Source organism: Streptomyces sp. ISL-87, from assembly GCF_018614095.1.
GTDB lineage: Bacteria > Actinomycetota > Actinomycetes > Streptomycetales > Streptomycetaceae > Streptomyces.
In genome coordinates this window covers 23906-46251 of record NZ_JAGGOY010000070.1, presented here as the reverse complement: position 1 = coordinate 46251, position 22346 = coordinate 23906, and the positions used below count along the sequence as shown (strand labels likewise).

The following is a 22346-nucleotide window of genomic DNA, read 5'->3' as shown; positions in this document are numbered from 1 at the left end:
GGAGCACACCGAGTCGCCTGCCGAGTCGCCTGCGGCGACGCAGGACCGGGCCAAGCCTGTGTCGGCGGAGCCGGAGTCGTCTGGCGAGTCGCCTGCCGAGTCGCCTGCCGAGTCGCCTGCGGCGCAGCAGGGTGGGGCGCAGCCCGCTGAGGCTGCGCCTGAGGATGCGAAGCCTGCGGCCGCAGAGACGCCTGTCCAGGGTGAGGACGCCAAGCCTGCTGCGGCGAAGACGCCTGCCCAGCCTGAGAATGCCAAGCCGGTTGTGGCGAAGACGTCTGTCCAGCCTGAGGATGCCAAGCCTGCTGCGGCGAAGACGGTGCTGAGCAAGGACGCGGCTGCGACGGCGGAGGCCGAGGCTGCGCCTGAGGATGCCAAGCCTGCGGCGGCGAAGGCTGTGCTGGGCAAGGACACGTCCGCGAAGGCGGCTGCGGGGGCCGGGGATTCCGCGCCTGCTGCGGCGAAGGCGGTGCTGGGCAAGGGTGTGCCGGCCGGGGCGGAGGACGCGAAGCCCGTTAATCCGGTGACCGAGAAGGCGGACGCCATGGCCGCCGAGGTGAAGGCCAAGGCTGCGGCGGCCAAGGCGGCCGGGGACGGCCAGGACAAGGGGCGGTTGCTCGCGGGGCGGTACCGGCTCGGGTCCGTGCTCGGCAAGGGCGGCATGGGCACCGTGTGGCGGGCCCAGGACGAAACCCTCGGCCGGACGGTCGCCGTCAAGGAGCTCCGCTTCAGCACCGGGGTCGACGAGGACGAGAAGCGCCGGCTGATCACCCGTACCCTCCGCGAGGCCAAGGCCATCGCGCGTATCCGCAGCGGCGGCGCCGTCACGGTCTATGACGTCGTCGACGAAGACGGCCGCCCGTGGATCGTCATGGAGCTCATCGAAGGGCCATCGCTCGCCGAATTCGTACGGGAGCGCGGCCCGCTGACGCCCCGCCGCGCCGCCGAGGTCGGGCTCGCGGTGCTCGACGTACTCCGTGCCGCGCACGGCCAGGGCATCCTGCACCGCGATGTGAAGCCCTCCAACGTGCTCATCGCCGACAACGGCCGTGTCGTCCTCACCGACTTCGGCATCGCGCAGGTCGAGGGCGACCCCTCCGTCACCTCCACCGGCATGCTCGTCGGCGCCCCCTCGTACATCTCCCCCGAGCGCGCCCGCGGCCAGCGGCCCGGCCCGCCCGCCGACATGTGGTCGCTCGGCGGGCTGCTGTACGCCGCCGTCGAGGGTGTGCCCCCCTACGACAAGGGGTCCGCGCTCGCCACCCTCACCGCGGTGATGACCGAGCCGGTGGACCCGCCCAAGAACGCCGGTCCGCTGACCGAGGTCATCTACGGCCTGCTGGCCAAGGACCCGGCCCGGCGGCTCGACGACGCGCGGGCGCGGGCGATGCTCACCGCGGTGATCAACGCCCCCGAGGCCGTCCCGGCTCCGGAGCCGACCCCGTCCGCCGAGGAGACCCGGCAGATCTCGCTCGTCGAGGCCAAGCAGGCCGTCGAGCAGGCCGCGGAGAAGGCCGCCGCGGAGAAGGCCGCCGCGCAGGCGGAGAAGGCCGAGAAGAAGGAGCGCGAGCGGCGGGAGCGCGAGCAGCGGGAGCGGGCCCGTGCGGCGCTGAAGGCCGCCCGCAAGGCCGCGGCGGTGGCAGCGGCCTCGGCGGCCGAGGCCCCGGCCGCGTCGGCCCGGCCCGCGCCGGTCGCGGCTCCGCTGACCGATGTGATGCCGCGTCGCACCATCGCGCTCGCCATCGCCGGCGCGCTCGTGGTGCTGGCGGCGATCGGCTCGCTGGTCGTCTACGCGTTCAGCGGCGACGACGGCGGCGGCCGCAAGAACGAGGGCAAGGGCGGCCCCGGCCCGACCGTGTCCGGCAGTCCGTCCCCGGGCGGGTCCGCCAACGGATCCGCGAAGGGCGGCGCGTCCACCGGCAAGGACGGCGGCAAGGGCGGCGACACACAGCCGAGCCAGGGCCAGACGCCGAGCGGGCAGCAGAGCCAGGGGCAGGACCAGGGCCAGGGCGAGAGCCAGGGCCAGGGCGCCAGCCCGGGGAACCCGATAGCCGGACTCCCGGCCGGGTACGTCCTGGTGACGGACCCTCGGTACCACTTCTCCATGGCCATGCCCGAGGGGTTCCACCAGACCGACACCGCGGGTGAGAACTCCGGCGCGATATACAGCCGCGACGGCGGGTTCCCGCGTATACAGGTCGACTTCAACAAGAAACCGCGCGACGACGCGCGCGCCGCGTGGGCCGCGCTGGCCCCGGCGGTGGCGGGCAGCAGCAAGAGCTACCACCTGATCGGGCTCGACGTGGTGGATTACCGGGGCTACCCGACCGTCGCTGACTGGGAGTTTGAGCGGGAGCAGAAGGGCATCAAGGTCCGGGTGCTCAACCGCGGCTTCAAGGTGGACGCGAAGCACGGCTACGCCATCATGATCAGCTGCGCCGCCGACCAGTGGGACGGCGCGGAGTGCACGCAGATGCGCAAGACGGCGTTCGACACCTTCCAGCCGCTGGACTGAGCCGGTTCCCCGTATCCCCCGTACGGGCCTTGTCAGGCCCGGGACGCGGGCGGCCCGGGCGACGTATCGTGTCAGCGGGGCCATGGGGGGCCCACCGCACTCGGGGGAGGCGATGTGGAGGACTACGCGGGCCGGATCCTGGCCGACCGGTACCGTCTGCCGTTGCCTCCGTCGGACGAGTACGAGCTGACGGAGACCCGGGCCTTCGACACGCGCAGCGGGCAGGAAGTCCTGGTACGGCAGGTGCCGTTGCCGGAAGTCGTGGACGCGGAACTACTGGACGGCCCGGCCGTTCCCGCTGACCGCGGCCCGGCTGTCCGGGGCTCGGCCGGGCGCGGCTCGGCCGGGCGGCGCTCGGCGGGGGATCTGCCGGCCGTGCGCCGGGCGATCGCCGCCGCGCAGGCGGCCGCGTCCGTGCCGGACCATCCGCGGCTGGACCAGGTCTTCGACGTGTTCGCGGAGGGCGGGTCGCTGTGGATAGTGAGCGAACTGGTCCCGGCCAGGCCGCTGGCCGCGCTGATCGCCGATGAGCCGCTGAGCCCTTACCGCGCGGCGGAGGTGGCGGCGGATGTGCTGACCGCGCTGCGTGTGTTGCATGCGCATGGCTGGACGCACCGGAACATCACCGTCCGGACGGTGTTGATATGCGATGACGGTCGGGTGGTCCTGACAGGCCTGGCGGCAGGCGCCGCGGAAGAGGCCTTGTGCGGCTACGACCCGGTCCCGGATCCCATCGGCTCCACCGCTGCGGGGGAATGGGGCACGCCGGGCATCTCCGCGGGTGGCTCCGCGGGTTCGGGGCTGGCTGTACGGGGGCCCGCCGGGTCTGCTGACGCGGGGTCCGGCTCAGGGGCGGCCGCGGGCTGGACCGGCACGAACCCCGCTGCGGGGATGAACGGGCCGGGCCTGGACGCCCGTGGCGGATACGACCAGGGGCTTGGCCGGGACACCGGTGCGGGTGGCTCCGCCGGTTCGGGGCTGGCTGTACGAGGGGCCGTGGGGCCGGGCTCGGCCGGTGCGGAGGTCGCGGGCGCGGAGGGCGGCTGGGGCGGTCCCCACGCGTCCGAGGCGGTGGCCGGCGGCCACGGGGCCGCGCTGGGTTATGACCAGGGGCCTGACTGGGACTCCAGCGTGGATGGCGACTATGACGCCGGGCTGGGTTACGGCCAGGGGCCTGGTCGGGAATCCGGTGCTGGGCAGGGTGCCGGTGCCGGTGGCAGCGCCGGGGCGGGGTCGGCCGTCAGGGAGACCGGGGCGGGCAGTTATGCGCCGTTGGTGGCGCCGGGGTACGACACCGGGCCGCGGTACTCGGACCACATCACCCCCGGGCGTCCGGAGGAGCAGCCCGACCTCAAGGCCGCCGCGCGCGCCGGAGCCATCGCCGCGTACCGGGCCGGGGCGCAGGCTGCCGCCGCCCGGGTCACCGAGCAGCGCAAGGCCGGGGACGTTCCCGCGCCGGAACCGCGGCCCGAGGGGTCGAACCTCCCCGAGGGCTACTCGTACCCGTATGGCGGACCCGATGCCCGGTCCGCCCCCGCCGCGGCCTGGCACGGTGTCACACCACGCCGTCAGGCGTTGCCGGGGCCGGAGTCGGAGCCGGGGCCGGAGTCGGAGCCGGGGCCGGGGCCGGAGTCGGAGTTGGAGCCGGAGCCGTCCGAGGCGGCGCCCGCGTCGCCGCCGGCCCGCCCGGCCCTGCCCGCGCAACTCGCCCTGCCCCAGGGCTACCACCAGGCCGAAGCCCCGGACCCGGCGCAGTACGTCGACCCCGTCCATCCCGGGGCCCCCGACACGGCCGGGTATCTCCGTCCCGGCCAGGCGCAGCCGCAGGGCCAGCCCGAACTCCGTTCCGGCCGACCGCAGTCCGACGGTACGTTCCAGTCGGGGCTGGGCCAGGCGCAGCCGCGAGGGCAGGCCAGCCCTCGTCCTGGGCAGCCGCAGGCTGAGGGCACGTTCCAGTCGAGGCAGGCGCAGGCGCAGGGGGGCGAGGCCCCCGACGCGGCCGGGTTTCTCCGTCCTGGCCAGGCGCAGCCGCAGGGGCAGCCGCAGGGCCAGGTGGACTTCCGTTCCGGCGGGCCGCAGGCGTCGGGTGGGGGGCCGCGGAGTGGGTTGGATGCCGAGCGGGCGCGGCAGACGCGGATGGCGGTCGTCGGGGCCGTGACCGAGCGGTGGGCGCCCGAGCAGGCCGGGCCCGTGCACGGGCATTGGCAGTTGGCGGCGCCCGTCGGGCCCTCCACCGACCTCTGGGCGCTCGGCGCGCTGCTGTACCGCGCCGTGCAGGGGCACGCCCCGTACCCCGAGGACAGTGTCACCGAGCTCGTCGAGATGGTGTGCGCCGAGCCCCCCGCCTTTGCCGAGGAGTGCGGTCCGCTGCGCCCCGTCGTGGAGTCGCTGCTGCGCCAGGACCCCACCGAGCGCCCCGACTTCGAGGAACTCCGCGGCTGGCTGCGGTCCCTCGTGCGGTCCGCTCCCGAGCCGGACGCCGGTTTCGGCGTGCTCCCGATGGCGGAGCCGGATCCCGCGCGGCTGCCCGTCGTACGGCGGCGCGGCGATCTGCACGGGCGGCACCGCAACCCCGCCCCCGCCCGCGCCCCCCGTAGCCTCGGGCGGACCCTGCTCGTCGGGGTGCTGGTCCTGCTCGCCGGGGTGGTGGCGTACGCGATGCTCTTCATGCCCCGGTCCGGGGAGTCCCAGGAGCAGAACACCGCCAGGCCGGAGCCGAAGCAGTCACAGGCGCCCGCCCCGAAGAGTCCCGCTCCCAGTGCCGAAACGCCCAGCGGGACACCGCAGTCCAAGCCCGCCTCGCAGCCGGCCCCGCAGACCGCCCCGCCCGGCTACACCATCCAGCAGGACCCGGAGCACTTCGAGGTCGCCGCCCCGAGCGGCTGGGAGCGCCACGGCGTCAACGAGGCCGGCCAGGTGCGGTACACCGACGGGGCGTTCACCCTGACCGTCGTTCCCGGCCGGGACAAGGTGGACGGCAACCCGGACCCGCTGACGTACCAGAAGGACAAGGAGCCGGAGTTGAACGCCTATCGCAACTCCACCTGGACCACCAGCGGGGACATCAAGTCCACCACGGTCGGCCAGCAACTCCGCGTCACCGGCAGGTACACCTGGCACGATGCCAACGGCCGCAGCGTCTTCGCCCGCAACTTCGTCGTCGCGCTCGGGAACAGCTACCACGTCGTCATGGTCACGGGCCCGGAGGACGAGCAGGACAAGGTCACCGAGGTCTTCGAACAGGCCACGGGGAGTTACAAGTCGGGGGGATGAACAGGGCCTGACGGGCGGTCAGTACGGCAATTGCGTCACAGTGCGGTCTCACCGACCCCGCACGGTGCCGGCGACGCCCGCAGGCTCCGTAATCTGGCGGGAAGTGCACAGAGCGGCGGGGAATCGTGGAACAGCAGACAGGCGCGGGCGCGGTGCTCGCGAGCCGGTACAGGCTCGTCGAGCCCATCGGCAGCGGCGGCATGGGCAAGGTGTGGCGCGCGCATGACGAATTGCTGCACAGGACCGTCGCGGTCAAGGAACTGACGGCGGGTCTGTACGTCGCCCAGGCCGACCGGGACGTGCTGCACGCCCGCACCCAGAAGGAGGCCCGGGCCGCCGCCCGGATCCAGCACCCCGCGGTCGTCACCGTCCACGACGTGCTGGAGCACGACGACCGGCCTTGGATCGTGATGGAGTACATCGACGGTCCCTCCCTCGCGGACGCGGCCAAGGCCGCCGGCCGGATCGAGCCCCGCGAGGCGGCCCGGATCGGGCTGCACGTGCTGGGCGCACTGCGCGCCGCGCACGCCGTAGGCGTACTGCACCGGGACGTGAAGCCGGGCAACGTACTGCTCGCCAAGGACGGGCGGGTGCTGCTCACGGACTTCGGGATCGCCGCGATCGAGGGCGACTCCTCCATCACGCGCACCGGCGAGATCGTCGGCTCCATCGACTACCTGGCCCCGGAGCGCGTCACCGGCGGCACCCCGGGCACGGCCTCCGACCTGTGGTCGCTGGGCGCCACCCTGTACACGGCCGTCGAGGCCCGCTCGCCCTTCCGGCGTACGTCTCCCATCTCCAGCCTCCAGGCCGTGGTCAACGACGAGCCGCCGCCCCTGCGCCAGTCCGGGGCGCTGGGCGCGGTCATCACCGCCCTGCTGCGCAAGGATCCGGCGGAGCGCCCGTCGGCCCAGGAGACCGAGCGGATGCTGCTGGAGGCGATGGAGGGCCGGGCGCCCAGGGCGGCGCAGGCGTACGTGCCCACGCGTGCGGTGACGTCGGAGGAACTGGTCTCCGCGCAGGAGCCCGAGCCCGCCCGCACCCCCGCCCCGGCGGCCGCGCCCGATCAGGTGCGGACCGCCGCCCTCCCCGAACAGCCCGCGCAGGCGCCCGCGAACCCCGCCCCGGGCCGTATCAAGCGGGCGGCCGTCGTCGCCCTGGTGGCCGCGCTGCTCGGCGGCGGTGGTGTCTTCGGGGTGCTGAAGTACACCGCGGACGCGGACGGCGAGAAGGGCGGCAGCTCCGACAAGAACGCGAGCGCCCCTGACGGCGAGCAGGACGACGAGGCCGCCGGCCCGCCGGCCGGCTGGACCGAGGTCACCGACCCGGCGGGCTTCACGCTGTTCGTCCCGGACGGCTGGAAGCGCCAGATGGACGGCAACCAGATCGACTACACCCCGGACAACGGGAAGCACCGCATCCGGGTCGCCATCGACAAGACCCCGGACTACGACAACCCGCTGAGCCACCTGACCAGCCTGGAGAAGGAGGTGAAGCCCCGGCTGCCGGAGTACACGCGCAAGTCGCTTCACCAGAACACCTTCGAGGACAGCACCCGCGCCGCGCTGTGGGAGTTCACCTGGACGGAGAAGGTGAACTTCGCGGGCCCGCGGCGGGCCATCGAGCAGATGTACGTGGCCGTGGACGGCGCCGAGTACGCGGTGTACATGTCGGGCCCGACCGCCGACTGGGACACCACCCGCGCCCAGTTCGACACCGTACTCAGCGGCTGGCAGCCGCCTGCCTAGACCTGCCTAGACCGCCCGCCGGCGCGCTCTGCCCAAGCCGGCTGGACCGCCGGCCCACGTGGTCCGCCCAAGCCGCCTGGACCGCCGGCGCGGTCTGCTCAAGTCGGCTGGACCAACCCGCGCCGCTCGCCCAACCCGGTTGATCAGGCCATTCCCGCCCTTCCCGGCCGATCCTGCCAGCGATCGCTGGCGGAAATGGCAAAATCCGGTTACCCACGGGTACCCAAAGGCCTCCGAGCGGAATACGCTCACCGCCATGACGGACTCGCAGGCCCCGGCCGCCCCCCTCCGCTCCGCACCGGAACCCACCAACCCGGTCGCCTCCGCCCCGGCCGGCGCGCGTACCGCCGCCGACGTGGTGACCCCCGGGCTGGTCACCCGGCTGACCCGCGGAGTGATCGGCTCCGGCCGCACCGCCAACCACACCCCGTTCACCGGGGCCAAGCTGGCGGACCTCCCCGAGGCCACCCCCGAGGACGTCGCCACCGCCTTCGAGAAGGCCCGCGCCGCCCAGCCCGCCTGGGCCGCCCTGCCCGCACGCCGGCGGGCCGCGGTCCTGCTCCGCTTCCACGACCTGGTGCTCGACCGCCAGGCCGAGGTCCTCGACCTCATACAGCTGGAGACCGGCAAGGCCCGGCTGCACGCCCACGAAGAGGTCCAGGCCGTCGCCGTCGCCGCCCGCCACTACGGCAGGAAAGCCCCCTCGTACCTGCGCCCCAAGGGCCACACCGGCGCCATGCCGACCCTCACCAAGGTCACCGAGCTGCGCCAGCCGCGCGGGGTCGTCGGCCAGATCGCCCCCTGGAACTACCCGCTGGAGCTGTCCGTCGGCGACGCCCTGCCGGCCTTCGTGGCCGGCAACGCCGTCGTCATGAAGCCCGACACCGAGACCGCGCTCACCGCCCTGTGGGCCCGTGACCTGCTGATCGAGGCCGGGCTGCCCGCCGAGGTGTTCCAGATCGTGCTCGGCGAGGGCCCCGTCGTCGGCCCCGAGGTGGTCCGGCACGCCGACTACGTCTCCTTCACCGGCTCCACCCGTACCGGCCGCGAGGTCGCCCAGGGCGCCGCCGCACGCCTGGTCGGGGTCACCCTCGAACTCGGCGGCAAGAACGCCATGCTCGTGCTGCACGACGCCGACATCGAGAAGGCCGCCGCGGGCGCCGTCCGCGCCTGCTTCTCCTCCGCCGGCCAGCTCTGCATCTCCATCGAGCGGCTGTACGTCCACTCCTCGATCGCCGACGCGTTCATCGAGCGCTTCGCCGCCCGGACGAAGGCCATGCGGCTCGGCAACTCCCTCGCGTACGGCGCGGACATGGGCTCGCTGGTGGGCGAGCGCCAGCTGGAGACCGTACAGCGGCACGTCGACGAGGCCGTCGCCAAGGGCGCCACACTCGTCGCGGGCGGCGTGGCCCGCCCCGACATCGGCCCGCTCTTCTACGAGCCGACCATCCTCGACGGCGTCGACTCGCCGATGGCGGTCTGCGGCGAGGAGACCTTCGGCCCCGTCGTGTCCATCTACCGCTTCACCGACGAGGACGAGGCCGTCGAGCAGGCCAACGCCACCGCCTACGGCCTCAACTCCAGCGTGTGGACCAAGGACGCCCGCCGCGGCCACGCCGTCGCCGCCCGCCTGCGCACCGGCACCGTCAACATCAACGAGGGCTACGCCCCCGCCTACGGCAGCGCCCAGGCACCCATGGGCGGCATGAAGGACTCCGGCCTCGGCCGCCGCCACGGCTCCGAGGGCATCCTCAAGTACACCGAGGCCCAGACCGTCGCCCACCAGCGGCTGCTCCCGATGGCGCCCTCGCTGGGCATGGACGACGAGAAGTACGCGGCGTTCATGACCCGCAGCCTCAAGGTCATGAAGGCCCTCCGACTCCGCTAGGCACGAACGCCCGGGAGGCACAGCAGTGTCGTACGACCGCGATTACGACTACGACGTCATCGTCATCGGATCGGGCTTCGGAGGGTCGGTCTCGGCACTGCGGCTCACCGAGAAGGGCTACCGGGTCGGCGTCCTGGAGGCAGGGCGCCGCTTCACCCGCGAGAGCCTGCCCCGCAACAGCTGGGACCTGCGGAACTACCTGTGGGCCCCGGCCCTCGGGCTGTACGGGATCCAGCGGATCCACCTGCTCGGCAATGTGATGGTGCTCGCGGGCGCCGGCGTGGGCGGCGGCTCGCTGAACTACGCCAACACCCTCTACGTGCCGCCCGCCGCCTTCTTCGAGGACCGGCAGTGGTCGTCCATCACCGACTGGCGCGAGGAACTCGCCCCGTACTACGACCAGGCCAAGCGGATGCTGGGCGTACGCCTCAACCCGACGATGACCCCGTCCGACGTCCACCTCAAGGCCGCCGCCGAGAAGATGGGCGTCGCGGACTCCTTCCACATGGCCCCGGTCGGCGTCTTCTTCGGTGACGGTGAGGACGGTAGGGACGGTGAGGAAGGCGCGGGCCGGGCCAGGGTCCGGGCCGGCGAGGAGGTCGCCGACCCCTACTTCGGCGGGGCCGGACCCGCCCGCAGGGCCTGCACCGAGTGCGGCGAGTGCATGACGGGCTGCCGGCACGGCGCGAAGAACACCCTCAACGAGAACTACCTGCACCTCGCCGAGCGCGCCGGCGCCGTGATCCACCCGATGACCACCGTCACCGCCCTCGCCGAGCACCCCGACGGCGGCTACCGCGTCCGCACCGTCCCCACCGACCACCGCCGCAGCGGCCGGGCCAAGGTGCTGCGCGCCCGGTACGTGGTCGTCGCGGCGGGCACGTACGGCACGCAGACCCTGCTGCACACCATGAAGGACCGCGGCGAGCTGCCGCGCGTCTCGGACCGGCTCGGGGACCTGACCCGCACCAACTCGGAGGGCCTGGTCGGCGCCCAGACCGACGACCGCCGCTACCGCAAGCGGCACGGCATGGGCAGCCGGGCCGACTTCACCAAGGGCGTGGCGATCACTTCGTCCGTGCACCCCAACGCCGACACCCACATCGAGCCCGTCCGCTACGGCAAGGGCTCCAACGCCATGGGGTTCATGACCATCCTCCAGGTGCCGTACGCCAAGCACCGGGTCCGGGCCTGGTTCGCCCGCACCGCCAGGCACCCCGTGCAGCTGGCGCGTTCGCTCTCCAACCGGCGCTGGTCGGAGCGGACCATCATCGGCCTGGTCATGCAGTCGCTGGACAACTCCCTGACGACCTACCGCAAGCCCGGCGGCATCGGCAAAGGCCTGCTCACCGCCCGCCAGGGCCACGGAGCCCCCAACCCGGTGCAGATCCAGGAGGCCACCCGGGCGGCGACCCTGCTGGCCGAGGAGATCAACGGCTTCCCCGGCAGCAACGTCGGCGAGCTGATGGGCACCCCGCTGACCGCGCACTTCCTCGGCGGCTGCCCGATCGGCGCCACCCCGCAGGAAGGCGTGGTGGACCCGTACCACCGGCTCTACGGGCACCCGGGCATCTCGGTGGTCGACGGTTCGGCGGTCTCCGCGAACCTCGGCGTGAACCCGTCGCTGACGATCACGGCGCAGGCGGAGCGGGCCATGTCGTACTGGCCGAACAAGGGCGAACAGGACCCGCGGCCGGAGCAGGGCGAGGCCTACGCCCGCCTCGCAGCGGTGGAACCGGCCACTCCGGCGGTCCCGAAGGAGGCGTTCGGCGCGCTGCGGCTGCCGTTCCTGGCGATTCCGGAGCTTCCTCCGCGCAAACCGGAATCCCAGAGCTGACCGCGCTGTCACCGGTGATGTGACAGCGGCGGGTACCGCGCTCCCCCTCCGAGCGCGGTACCCGCCGCGGTACTGGTGTGACAGGCGGTCAGGCTGGAAGGTTGTACCGGAACCAGCCGGCCGGTGCTGTGGTGTCCGTCACACAGGGAACTGTGCAACTGCGACGCGCGTTCGACGGTCAACGGGTGCATGAGAAAGCGCATCTCCATGCTGGCCGCTTGTGGCCTCGTGGCCGTGGGTCTGGCCACCACCCCCGCGCACGCCGCGGGGCCCGTCTTCACCCTCAGTGGTCCGACCGAGGTCGGCCTGCGTCCGTACCCCGCTCAGGGCGGCGAGGCGCAGAAGACCACCGTCGAGTTCCGGATCGACAACACCACGGGCGAGGTGTTCGACAAGCGGACCACGTTCACGATCGACCTGAGCGCTTTCAAGGGCGTCGCCGACGTCGCGCTCGACAAGGACCAGAGCCACGGCTGCACGCAGTCCGCCGCTTCCGTGACGTGCACGCGGGGGTCCCTCTGGACGCACGAGAGCCGGCTGGTGGCCCTGGAGCTCAGCGCCGCCAAGGACAGCAAGCTCGGCGCGAGCGCCGACCTGACGGTGACCGGCAAGGCGGACGGCGCCACCTTCAAGTCCGCCACCACCAAGGTCAAGGTCGGCGGCCCCGACCTCGTGCTGGAGGAGGCCGGGCTCAAGGCGGACGTGAAGCCGGGCGAGGGGCAGAACCTGCCGATCGTCTTCGCCAACAAGGGCACCGAGTCCGTCAACGGCGTGGCGCTGGAGATCAACACCACGCACGGCATCGAGCTCGTCGAGAAGTACGACAACTGCTCCTTCAGCCAGGACGTCGACCCCAAGCAGCCGTGGAACGCGGGCTGGGGCGTCACGGTGTGTCTCCTCGACGGGGAGTTCGCGCCCGACACGGTTTACGAGGTGGACGGCCCGCTGACCCTCAAGGCCACCCCGCACGCCTTCATCGACGGCCTGACCTACGCGGTGTACGCGGCCGGCGACCAGCCGAAGCGCGCGCAGCAGCTCGCCAAGACCAGCACCGGCAAGAAGCTGGCCCTCAAGCAGCGGGCGGCCGCCAAGACCTCCGGCCTGCGCCGCTCCGTGGACCTCGACCCGTGGAACAACTACCACGAGTTCGACTTCGCGGTGAAGAACACCGCCGACCTCGTGGCCGGAGCCGTGTCCCTCAAGGGCAAGGCCGGCGAGACGGTGAAGGCCGACTTCGGATTCGAGAACAAGGGCCCGGCCTGGGTCGCCTACCTGCGCTCCGGTGAGGCGGTCGCCAGCGTCGACATCGTGATCCCGCAGGGCGCGACGGTCACCAAGGTCCCGGACGCGTGCCAGGCCGTCGAGGCCGACGGCAAGTACCGCGAGAAGAGCCTGGGCGCCCCGCGCTACTTCTGCTCGACCGGATACATCGTGGGCGAGACGGAGAAGGTCTCCTACCCGTTCGAGCTGAAGATCGAGAAGGCCGTGCCGGACGCCAAGGGCTCCATCGCGGTGGGCGGCTGGACGCCGGAGGGCAACGAGCCGCAGAGCTGGGACCCGAACCACGCCAACAACAAGGCCGCCTTCGTGATCAACGCCAGCGGCCCCACGCCGACCGCGGGCCCCACCGGCACCCCGTCGCCGAGCGCTTCCGTGACCCCGTCGGCCAAGCCGAGCAGCACCGTCAGCCCCAGCCCCAGCGCGAGCACCGGCACGGGCGCCAAGCCCAACGGCGGCCTGGCCTCGACCGGCAGCTCCGCCGGCCCGGTCGCCCTCGGCGCGGCCGTGCTCGTCGCCGCCGGCGGTCTGCTGTTCGTGGTGTTCCGCCGCCGGACCACCGGTCGCGCGTGACGACGTAGCCGCTTGTGACGACGTAGCCGCGCGTCACGAAGCAGCCGCGCGTCACGAAGCAGCCGCGCGTCACGACGTAGCGGCACAGGAACGTGAGAACGGCCGGCCCGGGGCGTCCCCTGGGCCGGCCGTCCTTATGGGGTGACCGGGCTGCTGTCCCCTGCCGTCCGGTCACGCGAAGGAGCGAGGTCCCACGACGCATGCCCGCGGGGCGTGCGTCTCATCGCTCCAGCGGAGCCACGCCTGGTGTTGCGGACCGCGCCTGGCTGGCGCGGACATCCGCTTCAACGAAGCGGCTCCGGGGCCGGTCACGGTCCGGACGAGTGACGAACGGCCGAACGGCGGGGGCGTCACACGCGGCCGCGGCACAGCTCCAGCAGGGTCATCGCGACGGCGGTGCCGGGCTTTCCGAGAGCATCGCTCCAATGCGAGAGCACCTCCATCTCGCGGGACAAGTGCACCCGGCGGCCGCCCGATCCGATCCGGGCCTCCTGGATGACCGTGGAGACGGCCATCCGCTCCTGGATCAGGCCGATGATCCGGTCGTCGATGGAGTCGATGCGCTCGCGGGAGTCGGCGATCAGCTGCTCGGGGGTAGTGGTGATCGTGTTCATGGTCGGTCTGTCTCCTGTCGGGTGGGGGCCCACAGGTCCGGAGAACGCCAGAGCGCCCCGGTCCTGTCGGACCGGGGCGCTCTGGGAAGTCAGTGGCTCAAGCGAGCATCACGAGGACCCATGGCGACCGGACCGGCCGGTGCCATAGGTAAAGAGGAAGCTCAGCTGCTTGCGCATGGAACGGATTTTGACATCCTCCCTGCCCGAAGGCAATGGCGTTCCGGGGCATCCCCGCGCGCTGCCGCATCGGCAGATGGGCCTTGACGTCCTTCACGGCCTTCGCGTGCGCCTTGGTGAAGTCCCGGCTGATCTGCTGCTGGGGCACACTGCCACCCTGACGCAGCCACTCATGCCTGCTACGCCAGCCGGTCAGCATCTTGGCCAGCGGTCCTCTATTCAGCGCGCGTGACGCGCGCATGGTCGGTGTACACGCGGCGGAACAGTTCGTGGCCGGTCCGCCCCGTATGCCGCAGCGCCCAGTCCTGCGCTGCCTCTTGGTCGTCCTGCGGCCCGGACTCGGCCCCGCAGCGGTACGCCGTGCAGAACGCCTCGTAGATGACGCCGCCCTCCGGCGCGTGCCGGATGGTGTGTGCCACGTACTGGAACAGAGCGCGTGGGCTCAGCACCGGCTGCGCCCACGGTGAGCGACGATCTCCACGTTGCAGTCCGAAACCGCCGAGTGGTCGCCCCGCCGGTGAGCCTCCGAGCGCTGCTGAGCCAGCGCCGCGCACACGTCACAGCCTGCGGCTGGTCTCGGAGCCTCGCCAGGCAGTGACAGGTGGACTGCTGGGCTCATGGTGGTCTGCGAGGTCATGAACAGCACGCTAAGGACCGCCATTTGAGGCAGCGAGAGACTATTCTCGATTATTCTCGTGCGGTGCTTGGTCATGCATCGACATGCGTGCGTGGCGGCCGACATCCTGTGAGACCAGGGCTCTCCCGCAACGAAGGGGCAGGACCAATGGCACGCAGGTTGCGCTTCAACGGCACAGGCAGTGGTGAAGGTGGCTGCCCCGCCGTGCATGAGGATCTGGACAGCGGAGAAATCATCGTTCACGGAACACCGCTCACCGATCCCGATGACGTCGCCCAGCTTCGGCACCTCTCGCCAGGCGAGGTGGCGATCGTGGTTCCGCGTGAACTGCTTGTCGACTTCGGCCCCAAGGAGGCCATCCGCGTGCCCCGCATCATTGACCTGGATGCCTTTGGGAAGCTGTTCGAGAACTTCGAGCACACCGCGTGGCGACTGGAAACCCGGCGCCGGTACGCTTCTGACGAAGCTACCGACACGTACGCCCAGTTCCTGCGGGGTGAGAGCCCGTCATGGGACATGGGAACAGCGTGGAGTACGGCCATCCGCGAGAAGACGGCCGGCGGGGCGACTGTTGGTCGCGTACGCGTTGTCGACAGTCCCGCGACCTTCGGGCAGCGCTACCTCATGGCGCACACCGAGAAGAACGCCGCTCTCGGCGAGAGCATTCGCAACCTGTGGCGTGACGACGCCGAGCGGCTTCGGCTCCCCGCCGAGGATTTTTGGATCTTCGATTCCCGGCTCGTTGCTGTGCTCAACTTCGATGACGGCGACAACCTGCTCGATGTTGAGCTGATCACCGAACCAGCCGAGGTCAACCGTTATGCCCAGGTGCGGGACGCGGCCTGGCATTACGCCGTTCCGTACGAGACGTTCGTCGCACGCCTGGCAGCGGCCGAGTAGCAGTGAGTGTGTGCAACCGGTGAGTACGGACTACCAGCAGGCGAGAGCGGCCCTCGGCGCAAGACTGCGGGAGCTGCGTGAATCCTGCCCTGGCAGCCAGCTCACCGGTACGGCGCTGGCGGCGCGACTTGGCTGGACGCAATCGAAGGTCAGCAAGCTGGAGACGGGGCGGCAGACAGCCACAGCCGAAGACCTGAGGGCGTGGGCGGCGGGAGTTGAGCAACCGGAGTCGACGGAGGAGCTGCTGTCTCGGCTTCGCGGGCTGGAGTCCCGCATCCGCTCATGGCGCCGCCAGCTGGCCGCGGGACTTCGGCCCGTGCAGGATGTGCACAACGAAGCACAGGCCGGTGCGACAGTGCTCCGCGCATGGGAATCGTCTTGGATCGTCGGCGTGCTTCAGACGCCGGATTACGCTCGTGCGATCTTGAGCCGCTTCGCCGAACTGCATCGGACGCCCAGGGACATAGAAGAAGCCGTGCGTTCCCGCATGAAGCGGCAGGAAGGACTGTACGACTCGGGCAAGCGTTACCGAATCCTGCTCTGGGAAGCGGTCCTCCATGCCCGCATCTGCCCACCCTCCGTGCTTGCCGCTCAGCTCGACCGCCTACAGGGCGTGATTGGCCTTGACACTGTGGAACTGGGGATCGTGCCCCTTGAAGCAGCGCTGAAGATCCCGCCAGGTCTCGGATTCTGGATCTACGACGACCGGCAGGTGATCGTGGAAACCTGGCACGCAGAGCTCTGGCTGGATGACACCGACAGCGTCGCCACGCACCTCCGGGTCTGGAAGACGCTTCGCGAATCCGCCGCCTTCGGGGCGGATGCGCAGCGCTTGATCAGCCGGGCCCGCCGGGCTGTGGGTGCCTGAGCCTGCTTGGTCGGAGCACTGCCGTGGCATCGGACTCGGATGGTGAGACGAAGCCGCCCACCCTTCCCCCGTTAGAATCGACAAACAGCCCGAGTAAAACAGCCCCTCTTCCGCCGGAAGGCCTGCCCCGTGCCAGAAGCACCCTCCGCCGCCCACGACAGCGCCCCGGACACGGTTCTCGTCGTCGACTTCGGCGCCCAGTACGCCCAGCTCATCGCCCGTCGCGTCCGCGAGGCACGGGTCTACAGCGAGATCGTGCCCAGCACGATGCCCGTGGCCGAGATGCTGGCCAAGGACCCCAAGGCGATCATCCTCTCCGGCGGCCCGTCCTCCGTCTACGAGGAGGGTGCCCCGCGCCTGGACGACGCCCTCGGCCTCTTCGAGTCCGGCGTCCCCGTCTTCGGCATGTGCTACGGCTTCCAGCTGATGGCGACCACCCTCGGCGGCCAGGTCGACAACACCGGCGCCCGCGAGTACGGCCGCACCCCGCTCGCCGTCTCCAAGGCCGGCTCCACCCTCTTCGAGGGCACCCCCGAGAACCAGTCGGTGTGGATGTCCCACGGCGACGCCTGCTCCGCCGCCCCCGAGGGCTTCTCCGTCACCGCGTCGACGAACGTCGTCCCGGTCGCGGCCTTCGAGAACGACGAGAAGAAGCTGTACGGGGTTCAGTACCACCCCGAGGTCATGCACTCCACGCACGGCCAGCAGATCATGGAGCACTTCCTCTACCGCGGTGCCGGCCTGGCCCCCACCTGGACCACCGGCAACATCGTCGAGGAGCAGATCGCGGCCATCCGCGAGCAGGTCGGCGACAAGCGCGCCATCTGCGGCCTCTCCGGCGGCGTGGACTCCGCGGTCGCCGCGGCCCTCGTCCAGAAGGCCATCGGATCGCAGCTGACCTGCGTGTACGTCGACCACGGCCTGATGCGCAAGGGTGAGACCGAGCAGGTCGAGAAGGACTTCGTCGCGGCCACCGGCATCCAGCTGAAGGTCGTCGACGCCCAGGAGCGCTTCCTGACCGCGCTGGCCGGCGTCTCCGACCCGGAGACCAAGCGCAAGATCATCGGCCGCGAGTTCATCCGCGTCTTCGAGCAGGCCCAGTCCGAGATCATCGCCGAGGAATCGACGTCGATGGGACCCGTGGCCTTCCTGGTGCAGGGCACCCTGTACCCGGACGTCGTCGAGTCCGGCGGCGGCACCGGCACCGCGAACATCAAGTCCCACCACAACGTGGGCGGCCTCCCCGAGGACATCGAGTTCGAGCTCGTCGAGCCGCTGCGCCAGCTGTTCAAGGACGAGGTCCGGATGGTCGGCCAGGAGCTCGGCCTGCCGGAGGAGATCGTCCAGCGCCAGCCCTTCCCGGGCCCGGGCCTGGGCATCCGCATCGTCGGCGAGGTCACCAAGGAGCGCCTGGACCTGCTGCGCGAGGCCGACGCCATCGCCCGCCACGAGCTCACCGCGGCCGGCCTGGACCGCGAGATCTGGCAGTGCCCGGTCGTGCTGCTGGCGGACGTCCGCAGCGTGGGCGTGCAGGGCGACGGCCGCACCTACGGCCACCCGATCGTGCTGCGGCCCGTCTCGTCCGAGGACGCGATGACCGCCGACTGGACGCGCATGCCGTACGAGGTGCTCGCGCGGATCTCGACCCGCATCACCAACGAGGTGCCGGACGTGAACCGCGTGGTCCTGGACTGCACGAGCAAGCCCCCGGGCACCATCGAGTGGGAGTAGTCCCGCCCGCCCGCCGTGCCTGACGAAGCCGCCGTTCCCCTCGGGGAGCGGCGGCTTCGCCGTTGGTATGGCCAGTTGTGGGACCCGCCGGTACCTTGCGCCGCGAGCCGAGCCGTCGAAGGAGCGCCCATGGCCGAGCAGCCCGTACCCGTACCCGTGGACCGGTTGCGGTTCGAGATGCCGCCCGTGCACGAGGACCCGGCCGAGGAGCGCGCGTACCGCAGGGAACGGCTCACCGGGGCGCTGCGGCTGTTCGCGCGGCTCGGGTACGAGGACGGGGTGGCCGGGCATGTCACCGCCCGGGACCCCGAGTTCGAGGACTGCTACTGGGTGAACCCCTTCGGGCGGGCCTTCGCCGGGCTCACCGCCGACGACCTGCTGCTGGTCGACGGGGACGGCCGGGTGGTCCAGGGGGAGCGGCGCGTCAACCAGCTGGCCTTCGCCGTGCACGCGGCCGTCCACCGGGCGCGGCCCGAGGTGGTGGCCGTGGTCCGCACGCAGGCCCCGTACGGCCGCGCGCTCGCGGCGCTCGGCGAACTGCTGGCCCCGGTCAGCCACGAGGCCTGCGCCTTCTATGAGGACCACGCGCTGCTCGACGAGTACGCCGGGACCGAGGACGGGGAGCGGATCGGGCGCGCGCTGGGCCCGTACAAGGCGCTGATCCTGCGCAACCAGGGGCTGCTGACGGTCGGGGACTCGGTGGACGCGGCGGCCTGGTGGTTCATCGCGGCGGAGCGGGCGGCGCAGGTGCAGCTGATCGCCCGCGCGGCCGGGAAGCCGGTACCCATAGACCACCGGCGCGCGGCGCTGACGCGGGAGCGGTTCGGGTCGGATCTGGCCGCCTGGGTGAGCTACCAGCCGCTGTGGCAGACGGTCGCCCCGGAGGTGGCGTCAACATCATGAACGGTTAATCACCTGCTCTGACATCGTGCGCAATCCGGAGCACTGCCGCAGTGGTGCACAATTCGCTGGCATTGCACCGAAGTTCAGAGAGGCGGCACGCACGTGGCTGTCCAAGAGATCCCCCGAAGTACCCACGGCGGCGGCTGCACCTGCGACGACTGCCCGCACGGCGCGCGTGAGGGGCACCGCCGCGCGGTCGCCGCGTTCCTGGAGAAGCGGGACGAGTTCGCCGCCGGGCAGGGGCTGCCCGCCGCGGTGGCCCGGTCGGCCGGGGCCTCCCGCCAGTGGGTCTCCGACGAGCTGACCCTGTCGGCCCGTACGGTCGCCGACCGGGGCCGGGAGGCCGGGAACTCGTGGCTGTACCTGTTCTCCCGCCGGGCCGTGCTCGCCGTGTGGATCGCCGCCGGGGTACTGCTGGTAGTGCAGGTCGGCACGGCGCTGGGCACCGGCTGGTCCACGGCGCGCACCGCCGGGCTGCTGGCGGCGCTGGCGCTGGCCGGGTTGCTCACCCTCGCGGCCCGGGCGCAGCCGCTGTGCGGCGGGCTGCTGGCCCCGCTGGTCGGCGAGGACAACCGGCTGTCCACCTCGAAGGCGGTGCCGAGCGCCTGGCTGGTGCTCACGGCGTTCGCCGCGCTGCTGCCCGCGCTGCGGCTGGCCGCCTCCTCACCGGGGCCGGAGCGGCAGGCCCTGTACGCGGGGCTGGCGCTCGGGCGGGCGCTGCCGCTGCTGTCGGTGCTCGCGCTGACCTCGGCGGTGGCGGTACTGGTGCGCCGGGTGGTCTCCGTACGGATCATGGGCCAGCGGCTCCAGAAGCTGCCCGCCGACCGGCCGACCGGGGCGGACCTGCTGACCGACGACGCGGGGCGCGGGAGCTTCCCGGACGCGCAGTACGTGCTGGTCTCCACGGTGGTGCTGGCCTACGCGGTGGTGTCGCTGGCCCGGTTCCCGGACCGGCTGCCCCAGCTGCCGTGGGCGCTGGCGATGCTGGTGGCGCTGTCGGCCGTGGTGTACCTGGCGGCGAAGTACGCGGAGGGGAGCCGTCCGCTGGTGCTGTCCGTGGTGCGCAGACGGGAGCCCGGGGATCTGGACGCGGCCGTCCGTCCCGGAGACGACATCGAGATCCGGGGCGTGGGCTTCGTGCCGCCCGGGGCGCAGACGCCGGAGATGCTGGCGCGGCTGGTGGTGCGGGTCGGGGCGGTGCACGTGCACGTGCCGCTGGTCCCGGTGGCTGGCGGGTTCACCAACCCCTCGGACGCGGTGCTGACCGTACCGGTACCGGCGGAAGTGGAACCCGGCCGCATCGAGATCCAGGTGGTCACGGCCGCCGGAGTGGAATCCAATCGCTGCACGATCGACGTGGCCGAGTGAACGGGGTACACATGACCCCGTGACCCGAACTGACGTACTTTCCGGCCTGCGCGAACAAGCCGCCCGGCACGCGCTCTTGCCACTGCGGATCTTCCTCGGCGTGACCTTCGTCTACGCGGGTCTGGACAAGCTGACCGACTCCGCGTTCCTGTCCGCCTCGGGAGCCGGCTCCATCGGCGAGCAGATGCACGGGGTGCGCGACACCTCCGCGATCCCCGCCCTGGTGGACTGGGCCCTGCTGTCGCCCGTCGGCTTCGCGGTGATCCTGGCCATCGGGGAGATCCTGGTGGGCCTCGGCACGCTGGCCGGGCTGCTGAGCCGGATCGCGGCCGCCGGCGGAGCGCTGATCTCGCTCAGCCTGTGGCTCACGGTCTCCTGGGCGGTGAGCCCGTACTACTACGGCAACGACCTGATCTACCTGATGGCCTGGCTCCCCCTGATCCTGGCCGGGGCGCCCTACTTCTCGCTGGACGCGCTGATCTGGTCGCGCCGGTCCCGGCGTACCGCGTAGGTCACCAGCCCCACCAGGGCGGCCAGCGCGAGCCCGCCCATGGCCATCGGGATGACCGCGAACCACGCCAGGTCGGTCTCGCCGGCGGCGTCGAGCAGGTAGAGCACGCCCGCCGCGACGAGGACCAGTCCCGCGATCAGCCGTCCCGGCTGGAACTCATGACGCCGCACGGGCCACCTCCACCTGTCCCACACCCGCGCTCAGGTGCAGCTCGATCGTCCCGCCGGCCTGGGTGCCGGCGACGGGGGGCAGGGTCACCTGCCGGGTTTCGCCCTCGTGCTTGATGCGTACGTCCTGGCCGGTGTCCCCGGGCAGCTGGATGTCGCCGAGGCGGATCCCGATGTCGGTCCGCGCGGTGACCTCCCGGGGCACGATCACCTTCAGCCGGCCCGCCTCGATGGAGGCGCGGACCGTCAGGGTGGTGCCCTTCGGCACGTCCAGGCGGCTCAGGTCCAAGGTGGCCAGCCCGGTGCCCGACCCGTACGCCGGCCGCACATCGGCCAGCGCGGCCGGGCGCCATGTGACGTCCCGGAAGTCGGTGGAGATCTCGCGGGGCAACGCGGCCGCGCCCGCCAGCAGGACGGCGGTGACGACCGCCAGCAGGACGGTGCCGAAGCCGGTGCGCCCCTTGACCGAGCTGACCACGAGGCCCAGGCCGAACACGACGAGCGCGGCGGCCAGGCCGATCTGGAGGGCGTGGCCGAGCGTGCTGCCGTGCCACACCGAGGCGGCGGAGATGCCCCCGGCCAGCAGAGCGAGGACGAAGACCCGGCCGCCGATACCGCCGCGCGGGACTGCCGGGGCGGCCGCAGGGGCGCCGGCCGCCGCCGGGGCGTCCGGGGCCACCGCGTCCTCGTCCGGCCCCCACAGGTAGCCGGTGGACCCTACCGGCCCGGTGGTGCCGTCCTTGACCAGGGGGTCCCGCCACCACGACGGGCTGCCCGGGGTGGGCGGCGCCTGGGTCTCTGGCGGGGCCGGCCGGTGCGCCGCGGTGGCGGCCTCCGCCTCCGGAGGCGGGGTGTGCCGGCGGCGCTGCGACCAGTACGAGGCCGCGCCGAGCGCCAGGACGACCAGGACGGAGAAGACCGCCATCACACCGTTGTCCAGCATCGACAGGAACAGCGCGCAGCCGACCAGGGCCGCGAACACCGCCGCCAGGGTGGCGCCCTCGACCCGGCCGGTCAGCAGCTTCTTCGCCTCGCTGTCCTCCTCGCCCTCCTGGGGGAGCAGCAGCCACGCGAAGCCGTAGAAGATCAGGCCCACGCCGCCGGTGACGGCGAGGACACCGAGCACGATCCGGAACACCACCGGGTCCAGGTCGAAATACCGGCCGAGGCCTCCGCACACGCCCGCGAGGACCTTGTCGCGCCTGCTCCGGCGCAGGGGCGGGCGCCCCTCGGGTGTCGGAGGGGCCCCGGGGTCCGGCCGGCCCGCCGAGGGGGAGTCGTGCACTTCGGTCATGCGTCCATGGTGACGGGCCGCCGGACCCCGCGGCATCGGGCCCTACCCTGGTGCAACCCTGATATCC

General features: G+C 72.1%; 17 protein-coding genes. 12 read left to right on the top strand and 5 right to left on the bottom strand.

Features of this window, described 5'->3' with window-relative positions:
- Positions 1-541: 541 nt before the first annotated feature.
- The 6 genes from J7I97_RS25555 to J7I97_RS25530 all read left to right on the top strand — a co-directional run bounded on the left by J7I97_RS25555 (position 542) and on the right by J7I97_RS25530 (position 13109).
- Complete coding sequence (locus J7I97_RS25555) at positions 542-2512, top strand: serine/threonine-protein kinase (protein WP_214938897.1); 1971 nt, start codon at positions 542-544, stop codon at positions 2510-2512.
- A gap of 114 nt (positions 2513-2626) precedes the next feature.
- On the top strand, positions 2627-5785 hold the full coding sequence (locus J7I97_RS25550; protein WP_214938842.1) for a hypothetical protein: 3159 nt from the start codon (positions 2627-2629) through the stop codon (positions 5783-5785).
- 125 nt (positions 5786-5910) lie between these two features.
- Positions 5911-7533: a serine/threonine-protein kinase gene (locus tag J7I97_RS25545; RefSeq protein ID WP_214938840.1), complete on the top strand. Its 1623-nt coding sequence runs from the start codon at positions 5911-5913 to the stop codon at positions 7531-7533.
- A gap of 256 nt (positions 7534-7789) precedes the next feature.
- Complete coding sequence (locus J7I97_RS25540) at positions 7790-9421, top strand: succinic semialdehyde dehydrogenase (protein WP_214938838.1); 1632 nt, start codon at positions 7790-7792, stop codon at positions 9419-9421.
- 25 nt (positions 9422-9446) lie between these two features.
- Positions 9447-11258 (top strand): GMC oxidoreductase, encoded by a 1812-nt coding sequence (locus J7I97_RS25535; protein ID WP_214938836.1) that lies wholly within the window; start codon positions 9447-9449, stop codon positions 11256-11258.
- 189 nt (positions 11259-11447) lie between these two features.
- Positions 11448-13109, top strand: a complete 1662-nt coding sequence (locus tag J7I97_RS25530) for a peptidase (RefSeq protein WP_214938834.1) — start codon at positions 11448-11450, stop codon at positions 13107-13109.
- Between the two features lie 350 nt (positions 13110-13459).
- Here the strand turns inward: J7I97_RS25530 and J7I97_RS25525 are convergent, their stop codons facing one another.
- The 3 genes from J7I97_RS25525 to J7I97_RS25515 all read right to left on the bottom strand — a co-directional run bounded on the left by J7I97_RS25525 (position 13460) and on the right by J7I97_RS25515 (position 14319).
- Complete coding sequence (locus J7I97_RS25525) at positions 13460-13723, bottom strand: chorismate mutase (protein ID WP_214938832.1); 264 nt, start codon at positions 13721-13723, stop codon at positions 13460-13462.
- Positions 13724-13820: 97 nt separating this feature from the next.
- Positions 13821-14048, bottom strand: coding sequence for a hypothetical protein (locus tag J7I97_RS40010; RefSeq protein ID WP_308369143.1), 228 nt, complete (start codon positions 14046-14048; stop codon positions 13821-13823).
- 67 nt (positions 14049-14115) lie between these two features.
- Positions 14116-14319, bottom strand: coding sequence for a hypothetical protein (locus tag J7I97_RS25515; RefSeq protein ID WP_308363611.1), 204 nt, complete (start codon positions 14317-14319; stop codon positions 14116-14118).
- A gap of 365 nt (positions 14320-14684) precedes the next feature.
- Here J7I97_RS25515 and J7I97_RS25510 point away from each other — a divergent pair, with 365 nt between their 5' ends.
- The 6 genes from J7I97_RS25510 (at position 14685) to J7I97_RS25485 (ending at position 20818) form a co-directional block, all read left to right on the top strand.
- Positions 14685-15437 carry a DUF6879 family protein gene (locus tag J7I97_RS25510; RefSeq protein ID WP_214938830.1) on the top strand — a complete coding sequence of 251 codons (753 nt, stop codon included), beginning with the start codon at positions 14685-14687 and terminating at the stop codon, positions 15435-15437.
- Between the two features lie 19 nt (positions 15438-15456).
- Positions 15457-16305 carry a helix-turn-helix transcriptional regulator gene (locus J7I97_RS25505; RefSeq protein WP_214938828.1) on the top strand — a complete coding sequence of 283 codons (849 nt, stop codon included), beginning with the start codon at positions 15457-15459 and terminating at the stop codon, positions 16303-16305.
- Positions 16306-16434: 129 nt separating this feature from the next.
- Positions 16435-18036, top strand: coding sequence for a glutamine-hydrolyzing GMP synthase (gene guaA / locus J7I97_RS25500; protein WP_214938826.1), 1602 nt, complete (start codon positions 16435-16437; stop codon positions 18034-18036).
- Positions 18037-18165: 129 nt separating this feature from the next.
- Complete coding sequence (locus J7I97_RS25495) at positions 18166-18939, top strand: class II aldolase/adducin family protein (protein WP_214938824.1); 774 nt, start codon at positions 18166-18168, stop codon at positions 18937-18939.
- Between the two features lie 102 nt (positions 18940-19041).
- On the top strand, positions 19042-20307 hold the full coding sequence (locus tag J7I97_RS25490) for a hypothetical protein (RefSeq protein ID WP_214938822.1): 1266 nt from the start codon (positions 19042-19044) through the stop codon (positions 20305-20307).
- Positions 20308-20326: 19 nt separating this feature from the next.
- Entirely contained in the window at positions 20327-20818 is a 492-nt protein-coding gene (locus J7I97_RS25485; protein WP_214938820.1) for a TQO small subunit DoxD, read from the top strand.
- Here the strand turns inward: J7I97_RS25485 and J7I97_RS25480 are convergent.
- Positions 20764-20988 carry a hypothetical protein gene (locus J7I97_RS25480; RefSeq protein WP_214938819.1) on the bottom strand — a complete coding sequence of 75 codons (225 nt, stop codon included), beginning with the start codon at positions 20986-20988 and terminating at the stop codon, positions 20764-20766. The two genes, J7I97_RS25485 and J7I97_RS25480, sit on opposite strands and share 55 nt — an antisense overlap.
- Positions 20975-22279, bottom strand: a complete 1305-nt coding sequence (locus J7I97_RS25475) for a PspC domain-containing protein (protein ID WP_251059155.1) — start codon at positions 22277-22279, stop codon at positions 20975-20977. Before J7I97_RS25475 ends, J7I97_RS25480 begins: the two co-directional genes overlap by 14 nt.
- Between the last annotated feature and the right edge of the window lie 67 nt (positions 22280-22346).

What these genes read in the sequence shown, in the direction of transcription:
- J7I97_RS25495 (WP_214938824.1), top strand. Translation starts at nt 18,166, where the DNA reads ATGGCCGAGCAGCCCGTACCCGTACCCGTGGACCGGTTGCGGTTCGAG.
- J7I97_RS25540 (WP_214938838.1), top strand. Translation starts at nt 7,790, where the DNA reads ATGACGGACTCGCAGGCCCCGGCCGCCCCCCTCCGCTCCGCACCGGAA.
- J7I97_RS25475 (WP_251059155.1), bottom strand. Translation starts at nt 22,279, where the DNA reads ATGACCGAAGTGCACGACTCCCCCTCGGCGGGCCGGCCGGACCCCGGG.
- J7I97_RS25530 (WP_214938834.1), top strand. Translation starts at nt 11,448, where the DNA reads ATGAGAAAGCGCATCTCCATGCTGGCCGCTTGTGGCCTCGTGGCCGTG.
- J7I97_RS25555 (WP_214938897.1), top strand. Translation starts at nt 542, where the DNA reads ATGGCCGCCGAGGTGAAGGCCAAGGCTGCGGCGGCCAAGGCGGCCGGG.
- J7I97_RS25510 (WP_214938830.1), top strand. Translation starts at nt 14,685, where the DNA reads ATGGCACGCAGGTTGCGCTTCAACGGCACAGGCAGTGGTGAAGGTGGC.
- J7I97_RS25525 (WP_214938832.1), bottom strand. Translation starts at nt 13,723, where the DNA reads ATGAACACGATCACCACTACCCCCGAGCAGCTGATCGCCGACTCCCGC.